Origin of the sequence: Methanoregula sp. (genome assembly GCF_035543475.1) — an archaeon.
Lineage (GTDB): Archaea > Halobacteriota > Methanomicrobia > Methanomicrobiales > Methanospirillaceae > Methanoregula.
This window is the reverse complement of sequence record NZ_DATKKA010000013.1, coordinates 1-10,930: the sequence shown is the minus strand read 5'-3', so window position 1 is coordinate 10,930 and position 10,930 is coordinate 1. Positions and strand designations below refer to the sequence as shown.

The window sequence follows — 10,930 nt, the reverse complement described above, 5'->3', positions numbered from 1 at the left end:
CCTGGACAATGATATAGTCCGGTTCGTACACTTGGCTTCGGAGCCGGATCTTCCGGTCATCGAACCGCACGAATGCCTGCACCGGGGCACCGCGCCGCTCGACACCGAACGCAGGGAACGCCTGCGAAAAAACTCCTCCTTCAAATGCAGCAGTTGCAATAAGTTCCGCAGCGGTGACCGATCCCTGGCCGCCCCTGCCGTGGATACGAAGTTCTCTCAAAGAAAAACCCCTCAGTAATTTTACATGATAAATCGATATAAATCTAGAGATCTATTCCGAGGCCAAGGATCTCCTCTGCCCCGGAAAAGACATCGCGGGCAATGCGTGCCAGACCGCGGGATGCGCACCATTCATCGTAAACAGCCACATCCGTGCCCAGAAGGGACTCTACCTCAGGAGCGATGACCGGGGCAAGCGACCCGGCAAGTGCAACCCGGGCGCGCGGGTTGAGCAACAGGAGCGCGGCGCATTCCATGGCGGAGAACATGGCCACGGTCCGGATGCGCAAGAACTCGTCATCGGGAAGGGAATAGTTTACCCCGGCCTGCTGGAATGCCTCGTTTGCGGTGCACTTCCCGGCGTCTATCCTGCGGATTGCATCGACATCGAGCGCACCGTGCCGGGTGCCCGGGGCAAAGATGCAGGCATCAAAGGCCCCGGCAAGTTTTCCGGCAGAGACCAGCAGCGTCACGGTGTTGGAACTGGCATCCGAGACCACGATATCGTCGCCCAGATGGTGGCAGACCTCGAATGCGATTCCGATCTTTTCCGGGCTCGACTGGTGGGAATAGGCCTTGAACCGGGGATCGGTCGGCGAGCCCCGGTGCAGGCCGGGAATGACCACGGCAGGAATACCGCTTTTCTGGATCTCATCAAAGACTTTCGTTCCCCCGCCAATGTGTTTGCCTGCACCCTCGCGGCTGATGATTCCCCGGTTTTGTACCTTGTCTATCCTAGTGATCCGGGAGAAGTTATCGCCCATCGAGTAACACAGGGCAATCCCCTCGATCTCGTCGGGCGGGCAGAGGCGGGTGAGGTCTTCAACGGAGAAGCCGGTAGCCTCCTCGCGCGTCAGCTTGAAACGGCCGGTCTCTGAGGAGAAGCGCATGGCGGTCGTGCCGTGATCGATCCCGATGAACATAGCAGTAATCCTATAGCATAAACTACATATTAGGTATTGATGTTTGATGTGGTGACAGGCGGGGCCGGGTTTATCGGCTCCCATCTGGTTGACACGCTCGTTGCCCAGGGTAACGAGGTGCTGGTCATCGACTCGCTCTGTGCAGGACGCCGGGAATGTATTGCCCGGCACATCGACAACGGCGCGGCCCGGTTTGTCCAGGCTGACCTGCTGGACGACGGCTGGCAGGAACATATCGATGGGGCGGACCGCCTCTTCCACCTTGCAGCGGACCCGGATGTCCGGCAGAGCGCCATTAATCCCGATCCCACAATGCAGAACAATATCATGGCCACGTACCGGGTTCTTGAGGCAATGCGCCGGTACGAGGTCACGGAGCTCGTGTTTACCTCCACATCCACGGTATATGGCGATGCAACCGTTATTCCCACGCCGGAGGATTATGCCCCCCTCCTTCCTATATCCGTGTACGGGGCAAGCAAGCTGGCCTGCGAGGCGCTGATCTCCTCGTACTGCTATTCCTTTGGCATGAAATCCTGGATCTACCGGTTTGCCAATATCGTGGGCGAGCGCAGCGGCCACGGTGTTATCACGGATTTCATTAGGAAGCTCAAAGAAAACCCGGCCGAGCTTGAGATCCTTGGGGACGGGCAACAGGCCAAGTCCTATCTTGAAGTACACGAGTGCGTTGCCGCTATGCTCTTTGCCCTGCGCACACGGGGGACCGTCAATATCTTTAACATCGGCTCCGAGGACTGGATCGACGTAAAGAGCATCGCTGAGATCGTAGCCGAGGAGATGCACCTGCCGGATGTGAAGTTCCGGTTCACGGGCGGCGAGCGCGGCTGGGTGGGCGATGTGCCCCGGATGCAGTTGTCCATAGAACGGATCAAAAACAGGCGCTGGAAGCCAGAGCTTGGGTCCCGGGAGAGCGTACGGCTTGCGGCCCGCGATCTCCTTAAATCCTCGTGAGGGGCATCGCGATGAAATGTATCCTTATTCTCGGTGACGGTATGGCAGATGAGCCGATCCCGGAACTGGGAGGAAAGACCCCCTTAGAGTACGCGCAGACACCCCATCTGGACCGGATGGCGCGGGAAGGGGCGTGCGGTATGCTGCATACGATTCCCGATGGTTTCGAAGCGGGAAGCGATATCGCGAACATGTCCATCCTCGGTTATGCCCCGGAGAAGTACTATACCGGCCGCGGGCCGCTCGAAGCGATGAGTATGGGTGTCGATCTTGCCCCCACGGATGTTGCTTACCGGTGTAATCTCGTGACTATCCGGGATGAAATCATGGAGGATTTTTCCGCAGGTCACATCACGAGCGCCGAAGGTGCAGCACTCCTGACCTCACTTGCCCCGCAGGTGCCCCGCGTGGAGGTAAAAGCCGGGGTCAGTTACCGTAATCTCCTGATCGTTCCCCAAGGCTCGGCAGCAGGTTCGACACCGCCTCACGACATCGTGGGCCAGCCGATTGCGGAATACCTGCCCCGCAACGGTGACGCGGATCTCCTCCTGTCCTGCATGGCAGTGAGTCGCGAAGTGTTTGCCGGGCACCCGGTCAATATGGCACGGGTAAGGGCCGGCAAACCACCGGTAACGCAGATCTGGCCGTGGAGCGGCGGGCGCCGCCCGGCATTTCCCTCGTTCTTTGAAAAATACCAGCGCACGGGGGGCATGATATCGGCGGTTGATCTCCTCAACGGCATTGCCCGCTGTGCCGGCATGGAGGTCATCAAAGTCCCCGGTGCCACAGGGTACTTCGATACGGACTACATGGCAAAGGCACGGTATGCCCTTGATGCAATCCAGCGCCTCGATTTCGTCTATATCCATATCGAGGCCCCGGACGAGGCCGGGCACGAAGGAAGCATTGAGGAGAAGGTCCGGGCCATCGAGAACGTTGACCGCGTTGTTGGCGCAATCCGGGCGGAATTTGACGGGATCGTTGCAGTCCTGCCCGATCACCCAACACCGATCAGAATCAAGACGCATTCCCGTGAGCTGGTGCCTTTTGTGGTGACGGGAAAGGGTACGGATTCCTGCACGCAGTTCTCCGAGAAAGAAGCGCAGTCGGGGATGTTCGGAACAAGGGAAGCAACAGAGTTTCTGTCATTCCTGTTCACGTGATGGGTAAAAGGGTGATGTGGCATCAGTCCCCTGCATCATCATCTTTTTTTCAGTGGGGGTAACTTTCATCATCTGCCTCATCTGCATTTGTCGTTTCTCGTTCAGGCGGATATAGGTTTGGCGGTCAGGCAGCCTGAAGCGCGTACCTAGTGCATAAACCGATCCGGCCCGGGTAACCAGAGCTGTTATCTTTTGCAACGTTGATGGAATACTAACGATGAAAAAGAACCTGCTGATGTGGGATGAGTCCTTGTTCCGGGACCCGGATGTCTTCGAGATTGATTACGTCCCCGAGCAGTTCGAGTTCCGTGATACCCAGATGCGAGAACTCGCATTCCAGATTAAGCCCGGACTCCGGGGGGGCCGTCCCCTCAATACGATCTGCAAGGGTCTCCCCGGCTCCGGAAAGACCACGAGCATCAAAAAACTCTTCCAGGAGATCGAGGAAACCACCAAGAAACTGATCCCGGTCCATGTCAACTGCCAGATGGATAACACCAAGTTTGCCATCCTCTCCCAGATCTACAAAAAACTCTCCGGTCACCTTCCCCCTTCTTCGGGGACCTCGTTCAAACAGGTCTTCGACGCAGTCGCCCGCCTGCTCCAGAAAGAGGAGTGCGTGCTCCTTGTCGCACTTGACGATGCCAATTATCTCCTCTACGAGAACGAACTCAACACGGTGCTCTATACATTGCTTCGGGCCCACGAGTCCTACGAGGGAGTCCGGATCGGGGTGATTGTGATCATCAGCGATCCTGATGTGGACCTTTCCCGCGCCGTGGATGCACGGGTCTCCTCGGTCTTCCGGCCCACCGAGATCTATTTCCCGCCGTATGGCAATGAAGAAGTGCGGGAGATCATGACCGCCCGTGTGATGCAGGGGTTCTTTTCAGGGGTTTTAAGCGACCCGATGCTGGAACTCGTGGTGGAGCAGACCCAGAAGAGCGGCGACCTGCGGGTGGGTATCGATCTCCTCAAGCGGGCTGCACTCAATGCAGAGCGGTCTGCCCGGCGCAGTATTGAGCGGGAGGATATCTGTGGCGCATACGCGGTCTCGAAATATCTCCACCTCGAATATACGCTTCGGACGCTCAAAGACGAAGAGCGCAGGATCCTCCGGGAACTTGCCACGGCAAGCACCGCCGGCGCCGAGATGAATGCAGGTGAAGTCTATAAAATCATCAAGGAGAAGTTCCCCATCGGTTATACCCGCTTTTATGAGATCGTAAAAAAGATGGATGCAATGAGACTGGTCAATCTCCATTACCGTGACGGGAAGGGCCGGACCCGGGTTATTACGCTCCGGTACGAACCAGCCAGAGTCTTGGAATATCTTTTATAAGCCCGACGGAATATTTCAAAAATCTTATCTATTTGAGAACCCTCTTCTTATGAGACAGGGGTTTTTCTATGTTAAGTGTTAACGAACTGGCACTTGAAATATTTGACAACCTCGCCGATCTGGCCGAGGAGTTTAACGCAGCATACCACGAACTCGACAATGGCGCACGCATTGTCGACTGCGGGGTCAGCACGAGAGGAGGATATGCAGCAGGGCGGGCATTTACCGAGATCTGTATGGGCGGTCTTGGAGAGGTCAACTTCAGGATGGGGCACATCAAGGAATTCCCCCAGCCGTTCATCGATGTAAATACCGATTTTCCCTCGATAGCCTGCCTTGGTGCCCAGAAAGCCGGCTGGACCGTCAAGGTGGGGAACTATTTTGCCATGGGCAGTGGCCCGGCCCGGGCACTCTCCCTCAAGCCCAAGCACACCTTTGAAGTGATCGATTACGAGGACGATTACGACTGTGCTGTAATCTGCCTTGAATCAGATCACCTGCCCAACGGCGAAGTCATGGAGAAGATTGCCGAGGAATGTCACGTCGATGTGGCAAATGCATGTGCAGTAGTGGCACCGACATCCTCGATTGTCGGATCGATCCAGGTCTCGGGGCGCTGCGTGGAGACAGCGATCTACAAGTTAAACGAACTCGGTTTTGACACAAGAAAGATCACCTCTGCAATCGGGACTGCCCCGATCCCGCCGGTCCGGGGAGCCAAGCGGGCGATGGGCGTCACGAACGATGCGACCATCTACCATGGTCAGATTCAGCTCACGATGAATGCGCCGGAGATCAAGGACTACCTTGAAAAGATCCCGAGCAGCAAGTCCAAGGGCTACGGCAAGCCGTTCAACGACATTTTCAAGGAAGCAGGGTACGACTTCTACAAGATCGATACCTCGCTCTTCTCCCCGGCGGAGGTTGTCATCAACGAGCTCTCTGACGGCAGCGTCTACCATGTCGGTGCTGTCAATACCGATGTAACCCTGAAGTCGTTCGGGTTACAGTAATTCTTTTTTTATTGCAGCGTGGTCTTTTTTAAAAGGAAATCGGGTAATACGGCAGGTTATACGTCGGAATTACCATTTTACCCAGAATCCCCTGAATTCCCCGGTAGCCCCGCTCTGGGCCACCTGCAGGTCCTCGACATGGATCACCGGCTCTTCCCGGGCCCATGCCCGCCGGATAAAATCTTCAAGGGCGGCAGGCGATCCCTCGGCAATCATCTGTACCGATCCATCATGCATGTTCTGCACCGAACCATGCAGTCCAAGCTGGTGGGCACAGTCCGATACGTATTGCCGGTATCCCACTCCCTGTACTTTACCGGTTGCCACAGCGGTAACCCGTATCATCACTCCTGATCAGGGCAGATGGTGCATTAAGTTTTGCTGTTCTGGTCCGGCGACAATCACAATCTGTTGGAATTACCCGGCTGAAGTGGCCGTTCCCGGAAAGGTGAGATGATGGGATCCTGAAACCCGCTACACTTCAGGAGGTTTTCTTATCAGGAAAAACGGCATCAGCAGGATGGCAGCAAGGATCACCATGAACTCGGCAAAGAGGTACAGCAGGTCTTCCCGGGCCTGGTCATAGAAGCGGAGGTTAAACGAGAGTGCCTGGTTCCAGGAGACGAGCGTTGAGTTGTCCGGAAGCCGGGTCACGTTTGCTCCCTGGCTCAAACCCGCAAGGAGGGGATTACGGACATCGTACTCCGCGGGCAGGGCCACACTCACGTTGTAGGGCGAGAGGTACGTCTCCTGGAGCTGGTTGTTATTCAGGGGAGCGATGTAGGTAACCGTATAGTTTCCTTTGGGAAAAGTGATGGATGAGGGTGCGTTCCACGGGTTTGTCCAGTTAAAATCTACCCGTGTGCCGTTCTCCGCGATCAGGGTCACGTTAGTAACGGTAACCGGAAGATTCTCCCCCAGCATGTCAGTGTCGGCAAACATATAGTTCGATGCACCCGTGATGTCTACCCGGGCGGCATACGAGGTAGCGTTGGGCAACACCTGGTAGGTGGCATCAAGTGCCCCAGCCGGGGGGGCACAGAGGATGATTACAAGTGCAGCGCAGAGAGCAGCGAGGGCAGGTCCGCATCGATCTCGATTGGGGGTTCGCATTGCTTGATCACCGTATCCGGATCTTTAAGAAGGTGGCCGGTCACCACACACACGATCTTCTCGTCACGATCGATTGCCCCCATCTCGCAGAGTTTGCGGATGCCGGCAACCGAGGCAGCCGATGCCGGCTCCACACCGATTCCTTCCTTGCGTGCAAGATCGCGCTGCATGGCAAGGATCTCCTCATCTGTCACGGACTCTGCGGTCCCGCCGGTCTTCCGGATTGCGACCAGGGCTTTCTCTGCGTTCACCGGAGCACCGATCCGGATAGCCGAGGCAAGGGTTTCGGGGTGCTCTTCAGTTATCACCGCGGGCAGGTTCTCCCTGATTGCCCTGACGACCGGGCTCGAACCGACTGCCTGGATACCGGTCATTTTAGGGAGCCGGTCGATAAAGTCCAGTGCTTCGAGTTCCAGCAGTCCTTTATATACCGCTGAAATATTTCCGGCATTTCCGACCGGGAGGACAATCCGGTCGGGAACGCAGCCCAGCTGGTCGATCGCCTCAAACCCGATGGTCTTCTGCCCTTCAAGCCGGTAGGGGTTAATGGAGTTCAGGAGATAGAGCCCGTGCGTGAGGCAGAGATCGTGGACCATCTCAAGCGCTCGATCGAAGTTCCCCCGGATCGAAATAACCTTTGCACCGTGCATCAGTGCCTGTGCGATCTTCCCGACTGCTACGTGCCCGGCAGGGAGGAGCACGACGGCAGGGATCCCTGCCTTTGCGGCATAGACTGCAAGGCTTGCCGAGGTGTTCCCGGTGCTTGCGCAGGCAACGCTCTTCTTGTTGAGCTGGAGCGCCATCGAGACACCTACGGTCATCCCGCGATCCTTGAAGGATCCCGAGGGGTTCATGCCTTCGTGCTTCGCGTAGAGGTGCTTAAGGCCCATCTCATCCCCAAGGCGTTTTAAGTGGTAAAGAGGGGTCCCCCCTTCCTGCAGGGATACCGGCTCGATGTGCACCGGTAACAGCTCCTTATAGCGCCAGACCGAGAGCGGGCGGGCATCCCAGGTGGAACGCTTCACGGTGATCGTATCAAGAGGGTATTTCACCGCGAGCAGGTGGCCGCATTTTTTACAATTATAGAGAATCTCGTCAGCGGGATAAGTAGCACCGCAGTGAACGCACACGAGATGGTACATAGTCAGTTATTGGTTTTCCGGGTACATATAGAAGTGGTTGGAAAGATTGTCATTACTCCCGATGTTTTTGCAGGAGAATGCTGTACAAATCGTCCTTCCTGTCATTTTCTACGGGAAAATCCCTGCGGGCCTGCTCCACAACCCGGGGATCGATCTCATAGTACAGGAGCTCAGCTTCCGGGCCGGCCCGTGCGATGATCGCCCCGTGCGGATCGGCGGTCATGGACTCCCCGGCATACCGGTCCACGGGATTTGTTCCGACCGTGTTCACCCCCGCCACGTACATCTGATTCTCCGCTGCACGGGACTGGATGAAGAGTTCCCAGTGCAGCATCCGGCTCTGTGGCCAGGCTGCAGGCACAATCACTGCATGAACACCTTTGCGCCGGTATAACCGGAAAAGTTCCGGGAACCGGAGATCGTAACAGATGGCAAGGCCGATCTGCACGCCCTCAAGAGTAAAGGTAGCAAGGCTGGTTCCCGGGAAAAAAGTTTTATCCTCATGGCCGGGGGTGAAGAGGTGGATCTTTGCATACGTAGTCAGGATATCTCCCCTGCTATCGATCGCAATCGCCGTATTTCGTGGCTTTGGCGTAAAGGTTTCACGGAATGATCCGATAACCGCGATTGAATACTCCTTTGCAAGTTTCCTGAAACCGCTCACAGTCGGGCCGGTGAGATCCCCGGTGTTTTGTAGCGAATGAGGATCCCATCCGGTAGCAAACTGTTCGGGAAAAGAGATCATTTTGGCCCCGGATCGGGCTGCACGGGAAAAACAGTCCGCCGCAATCTCAAGCGTCCGGTCCGGATCCTCCCAGGCGCTGCGGATCTGGGCGCTGCAGCAGAGCATAAGAAAAATCTCCGTGAACCGTGGAATCAGGATTCCTGTCCGCTTCTCCGGTCAATGAAGAGGACGACTGCTGCTCCCATCACGACAAGGAAAATTGCCGTGAGCAGAAGGAATCGCGAGGATGACTGGAGAAGGCCAAGAAGCATAGCAGCGATGATGATCCCTGCGGTAATAATGCTGCAACCAACAAGGATCAGACCTATAGAAGCACCGTCCCAATCAGACATCACAACGCTCCTGTAACGGGAAATGCGAGTTTTATCCCGGTTATCACAAACTGCACAGCGATCGCGATGAGCAGCATCCCCAGTAACCGGTTGATCACCCGGTACTGCCGCTGCCCGATCTTACGCATGATATATTCAGCGTTCCTCATCATAAAATAGGTGATCGCGATCGATATGCCGATCGCGGCAAAAACCACCAGCCGCGCAGCAATTGACAGGTTCGCGGCGTTGTTGGTAAAGACGATGGTGGTAGTGATCGCCCCGGGGCCGGCAATCATGGGGATGGCAAGCGGCATCACAGAGATATCCTCGCTATCCCGTGATTCGTATTTCTCGGTAGCCGTCAGTTTGGTACGGGAGGTTTTTGCATAGACCATTTCCATACCGATCCCAAAGAGGAGGAGCCCTCCGGCGATCTGGAATGCTTCGAGGGTGATCCCCAGGATCTGAAGAATTATTGTACCGGCAATGCCGGTGATGATAAGGATGATAAGGGCTATGGAACAGGCATCCCGGATGATCTGGCCTTTTACCTCTTTTTCAAGGTTCTCTGTCAACGTGATATACGTCAGCGTAGCTCCGAGCGGGTTAACGATGATAATAATAGAGGACAGGCACAGCAGGGAGAAACTGAGCAGATCACTGTCCATAAAGAAAGACCTTCCTTATGGCTAATTGAAGTTTCCGGCAAAAGAAGTTTTAGTATTCGTATAACACGGATTCATCGATCCGGGTGTATGCGAATAGTTCCACGGGCTTGAAGTGGATACCGATCTCCCGTGCAGCACTTTCGGGGGAATCAGAGGCATGGATCACGTTCCTGCCGATATCAATCCCGAAATCGCCCCGGATAGTCCCGGGAGCTGCTTCCTGGGGGTTTGTGGCCCCGATGATCTTTCGGACGATGGCAACCACATTCCTGCCTTCCCAGACCATCAGGAAGCATGGGCCTCCCATGATATAGGACTTCAGGGACGGGAAGAAGGCTTTTGAGAGGTGTTCCCGGTATTGCTCGGTGACCCGGGCCTCCGGCAGAACCTCGAAACGGGCGGCCACGAGTTTGAGGCCTTTTGCCTCAAGCCGGGAGACGATCTCGCCGACTTGTCCGCGCTGGACCCCGTCAGGCTTGACCATCACAAAGGTGCGATCCATGGGGGATCTCACTCCTTGTTTGTCCCTTTCTGCCCTGCAGCGGTCCACTCAACCCGGCGGGGAACCCTGCCCAGCTTGTGGTTGTTCTGGCACTTGGTGCTGCAGAAATAGAAGATCGTGCCGTCTTTCTTGATGAACATTTTACCGGTGCCTGGCTCAAGCGGAGCACCGCAGAAACTGCAGATGTGCTGTTCAACCATGAAGTTCACCTTCTTGACAGTTTCTTTGCTTCGCGTTCGGTCTCGAGGAGCATGATGACATCTCCTTCCCGGATGGGGCCGACCGTGTTGCGGGTGATAATGCGCCCTTTGTTGTTGCCATCGAGGATCCGGCATTTGACCTGCATCGCTTCCCCGTGCATACCGGTGGAACCGACAACCTCGATGACTTCTGCGGGCGTTGCGTCGTCAGCCATGAGTACCCCTTATGCCTTTAAGGCAACCAGCTGCTTTGCGAGATCCTCAACCACTTCTTTTGCCTTGCCGGGCTTGACGATTGCTGCTGCAGCAGAACCGACGTCAAGACCGCTCGCGGCACCGATGTCGTTTTGTTTATTGATGAAGATGTAGGGGATCTTTTTCTCCTCGCACAGCGGAGCAAGGTGCATGACGATCTCTGCGGGCTCGACATCAGCGCCGATTAAAACAAGCAGTGCGGCGCTGCGTTCAATGGCTTTTGTTGCCTCGTTTGAACCCTTCTTGATCTTTCCGGTGTCTCTTGCAACTTCAAGGGCTTCAAGCGCCTTGTTCTGGAGCTCCTCGGGAGCCTCGGTTTTTACGTAGCCTTTTGCCATAACTCACCTCATTCAGGGGCC

16 protein-coding genes are annotated in these 10,930 nt (G+C 55.9%); 4 read left to right on the top strand and 12 right to left on the bottom strand.

The window, feature by feature from the left end; all coding sequences use genetic code 11:
* Together VMS83_RS05795 and VMS83_RS05790 are read right to left on the bottom strand one after the other, a co-directional pair.
* Positions 1-220 (bottom strand): 2-oxoacid:acceptor oxidoreductase family protein (locus VMS83_RS05795; RefSeq protein ID WP_325410770.1); only part of this gene is annotated, 220 nt, incomplete at its 3' end.
* Positions 221-263: 43 nt separating this feature from the next.
* A complete protein-coding gene (locus VMS83_RS05790; RefSeq protein ID WP_325410768.1) occupies positions 264-1,142 on the bottom strand; it encodes a methanogenesis marker 12 protein in 879 nt (292 codons plus the stop codon).
* A 39-nt stretch (positions 1,143-1,181) separates the two neighbouring features.
* Here VMS83_RS05790 and VMS83_RS05785 point away from each other — a divergent pair, with 39 nt between their 5' ends.
* The 4 genes from VMS83_RS05785 to mch all read left to right on the top strand — a co-directional run bounded on the left by VMS83_RS05785 (position 1,182) and on the right by mch (position 5,632).
* On the top strand, positions 1,182-2,114 hold the full coding sequence (locus tag VMS83_RS05785) for an NAD-dependent epimerase/dehydratase family protein (RefSeq protein ID WP_325410766.1): 933 nt from the start codon (positions 1,182-1,184) through the stop codon (positions 2,112-2,114).
* Positions 2,115-2,125: 11 nt separating this feature from the next.
* A complete protein-coding gene (locus tag VMS83_RS05780; RefSeq protein ID WP_325410764.1) occupies positions 2,126-3,277 on the top strand; it encodes a cofactor-independent phosphoglycerate mutase in 1,152 nt (383 codons plus the stop codon).
* 217 nt (positions 3,278-3,494) lie between these two features.
* Positions 3,495-4,619 (top strand): ORC1-type DNA replication protein, encoded by a 1,125-nt coding sequence (locus tag VMS83_RS05775; RefSeq protein ID WP_325410762.1) that lies wholly within the window; start codon positions 3,495-3,497, stop codon positions 4,617-4,619.
* Positions 4,620-4,687: 68 nt separating this feature from the next.
* Complete coding sequence (gene mch, locus VMS83_RS05770; protein ID WP_325410761.1) at positions 4,688-5,632, top strand: methenyltetrahydromethanopterin cyclohydrolase; 945 nt, start codon at positions 4,688-4,690, stop codon at positions 5,630-5,632.
* A gap of 69 nt (positions 5,633-5,701) precedes the next feature.
* On the opposite strand, the gene VMS83_RS05765 is transcribed toward mch, so the two are convergent.
* From VMS83_RS05765 to rpl7ae, 10 genes are all read right to left on the bottom strand, one after another.
* Positions 5,702-5,977: an acylphosphatase gene (locus VMS83_RS05765; RefSeq protein WP_325410759.1), complete on the bottom strand. Its 276-nt coding sequence runs from the start codon at positions 5,975-5,977 to the stop codon at positions 5,702-5,704.
* Positions 5,978-6,106: 129 nt separating this feature from the next.
* The gene (locus tag VMS83_RS05760) at positions 6,107-6,745 is read right to left on the bottom strand and encodes a DUF5803 family protein (RefSeq protein WP_325410757.1); all 639 of its coding nucleotides are present in this window, start codon (positions 6,743-6,745) and stop codon (positions 6,107-6,109) included.
* Positions 6,682-7,887, bottom strand: coding sequence for a threonine synthase (thrC, locus tag VMS83_RS05755; protein ID WP_325410756.1), 1,206 nt, complete (start codon positions 7,885-7,887; stop codon positions 6,682-6,684). Before thrC ends, VMS83_RS05760 begins: the two co-directional genes overlap by 64 nt.
* A gap of 52 nt (positions 7,888-7,939) precedes the next feature.
* Positions 7,940-8,737, bottom strand: coding sequence for a nitrilase-related carbon-nitrogen hydrolase (locus VMS83_RS05750; RefSeq protein ID WP_325410754.1), 798 nt, complete (start codon positions 8,735-8,737; stop codon positions 7,940-7,942).
* A gap of 26 nt (positions 8,738-8,763) precedes the next feature.
* Complete coding sequence (locus VMS83_RS05745; RefSeq protein WP_325410752.1) at positions 8,764-8,964, bottom strand: hypothetical protein; 201 nt, start codon at positions 8,962-8,964, stop codon at positions 8,764-8,766.
* The gene (locus VMS83_RS05740) at positions 8,964-9,614 is read right to left on the bottom strand and encodes a MarC family protein (RefSeq protein WP_325410750.1); all 651 of its coding nucleotides are present in this window, start codon (positions 9,612-9,614) and stop codon (positions 8,964-8,966) included. The genes VMS83_RS05745 and VMS83_RS05740 overlap by 1 nt, the downstream gene beginning before the upstream one ends.
* A 49-nt stretch (positions 9,615-9,663) precedes the next feature.
* Complete coding sequence (ndk, locus tag VMS83_RS05735; RefSeq protein WP_325410748.1) at positions 9,664-10,116, bottom strand: nucleoside-diphosphate kinase; 453 nt, start codon at positions 10,114-10,116, stop codon at positions 9,664-9,666.
* Between the two features lie 8 nt (positions 10,117-10,124).
* Positions 10,125-10,316 (bottom strand): 50S ribosomal protein L24e, encoded by a 192-nt coding sequence (locus VMS83_RS05730; protein WP_325410746.1) that lies wholly within the window; start codon positions 10,314-10,316, stop codon positions 10,125-10,127.
* A gap of 5 nt (positions 10,317-10,321) precedes the next feature.
* A complete protein-coding gene (locus VMS83_RS05725) occupies positions 10,322-10,531 on the bottom strand; it encodes a 30S ribosomal protein S28e (RefSeq protein ID WP_012106229.1) in 210 nt (69 codons plus the stop codon).
* Between the two features lie 9 nt (positions 10,532-10,540).
* Positions 10,541-10,909 carry a 50S ribosomal protein L7Ae gene (gene rpl7ae, locus VMS83_RS05720; protein WP_325410741.1) on the bottom strand — a complete coding sequence of 123 codons (369 nt, stop codon included), beginning with the start codon at positions 10,907-10,909 and terminating at the stop codon, positions 10,541-10,543.
* Positions 10,910-10,930: the final 21 nt, after the last annotated feature.

What these genes read in the sequence shown, in the direction of transcription:
- VMS83_RS05790 (WP_325410768.1), bottom strand. Translation starts at nt 1,142, where the DNA reads ATGTTCATCGGGATCGATCACGGCACGACCGCCATGCGCTTCTCCTCA.
- VMS83_RS05785 (WP_325410766.1), top strand. Translation starts at nt 1,182, where the DNA reads ATGTTTGATGTGGTGACAGGCGGGGCCGGGTTTATCGGCTCCCATCTG.
- VMS83_RS05780 (WP_325410764.1), top strand. Translation starts at nt 2,126, where the DNA reads ATGAAATGTATCCTTATTCTCGGTGACGGTATGGCAGATGAGCCGATC.
- VMS83_RS05775 (WP_325410762.1), top strand. Translation starts at nt 3,495, where the DNA reads ATGAAAAAGAACCTGCTGATGTGGGATGAGTCCTTGTTCCGGGACCCG.
- mch (WP_325410761.1), top strand. Translation starts at nt 4,688, where the DNA reads ATGTTAAGTGTTAACGAACTGGCACTTGAAATATTTGACAACCTCGCC.
- VMS83_RS05765 (WP_325410759.1), bottom strand. Translation starts at nt 5,977, where the DNA reads ATGATACGGGTTACCGCTGTGGCAACCGGTAAAGTACAGGGAGTGGGA.
- VMS83_RS05760 (WP_325410757.1), bottom strand. Translation starts at nt 6,745, where the DNA reads ATGCGAACCCCCAATCGAGATCGATGCGGACCTGCCCTCGCTGCTCTC.
- thrC (WP_325410756.1), bottom strand. Translation starts at nt 7,887, where the DNA reads ATGTACCATCTCGTGTGCGTTCACTGCGGTGCTACTTATCCCGCTGAC.
- VMS83_RS05750 (WP_325410754.1), bottom strand. Translation starts at nt 8,737, where the DNA reads ATGCTCTGCTGCAGCGCCCAGATCCGCAGCGCCTGGGAGGATCCGGAC.
- VMS83_RS05745 (WP_325410752.1), bottom strand. Translation starts at nt 8,964, where the DNA reads ATGTCTGATTGGGACGGTGCTTCTATAGGTCTGATCCTTGTTGGTTGC.
- VMS83_RS05740 (WP_325410750.1), bottom strand. Translation starts at nt 9,614, where the DNA reads ATGGACAGTGATCTGCTCAGTTTCTCCCTGCTGTGCCTGTCCTCTATT.
- ndk (WP_325410748.1), bottom strand. Translation starts at nt 10,116, where the DNA reads ATGGATCGCACCTTTGTGATGGTCAAGCCTGACGGGGTCCAGCGCGGA.
- VMS83_RS05730 (WP_325410746.1), bottom strand. Translation starts at nt 10,316, where the DNA reads ATGGTTGAACAGCACATCTGCAGTTTCTGCGGTGCTCCGCTTGAGCCA.
- VMS83_RS05725 (WP_012106229.1), bottom strand. Translation starts at nt 10,531, where the DNA reads ATGGCTGACGACGCAACGCCCGCAGAAGTCATCGAGGTTGTCGGTTCC.
- rpl7ae (WP_325410741.1), bottom strand. Translation starts at nt 10,909, where the DNA reads ATGGCAAAAGGCTACGTAAAAACCGAGGCTCCCGAGGAGCTCCAGAAC.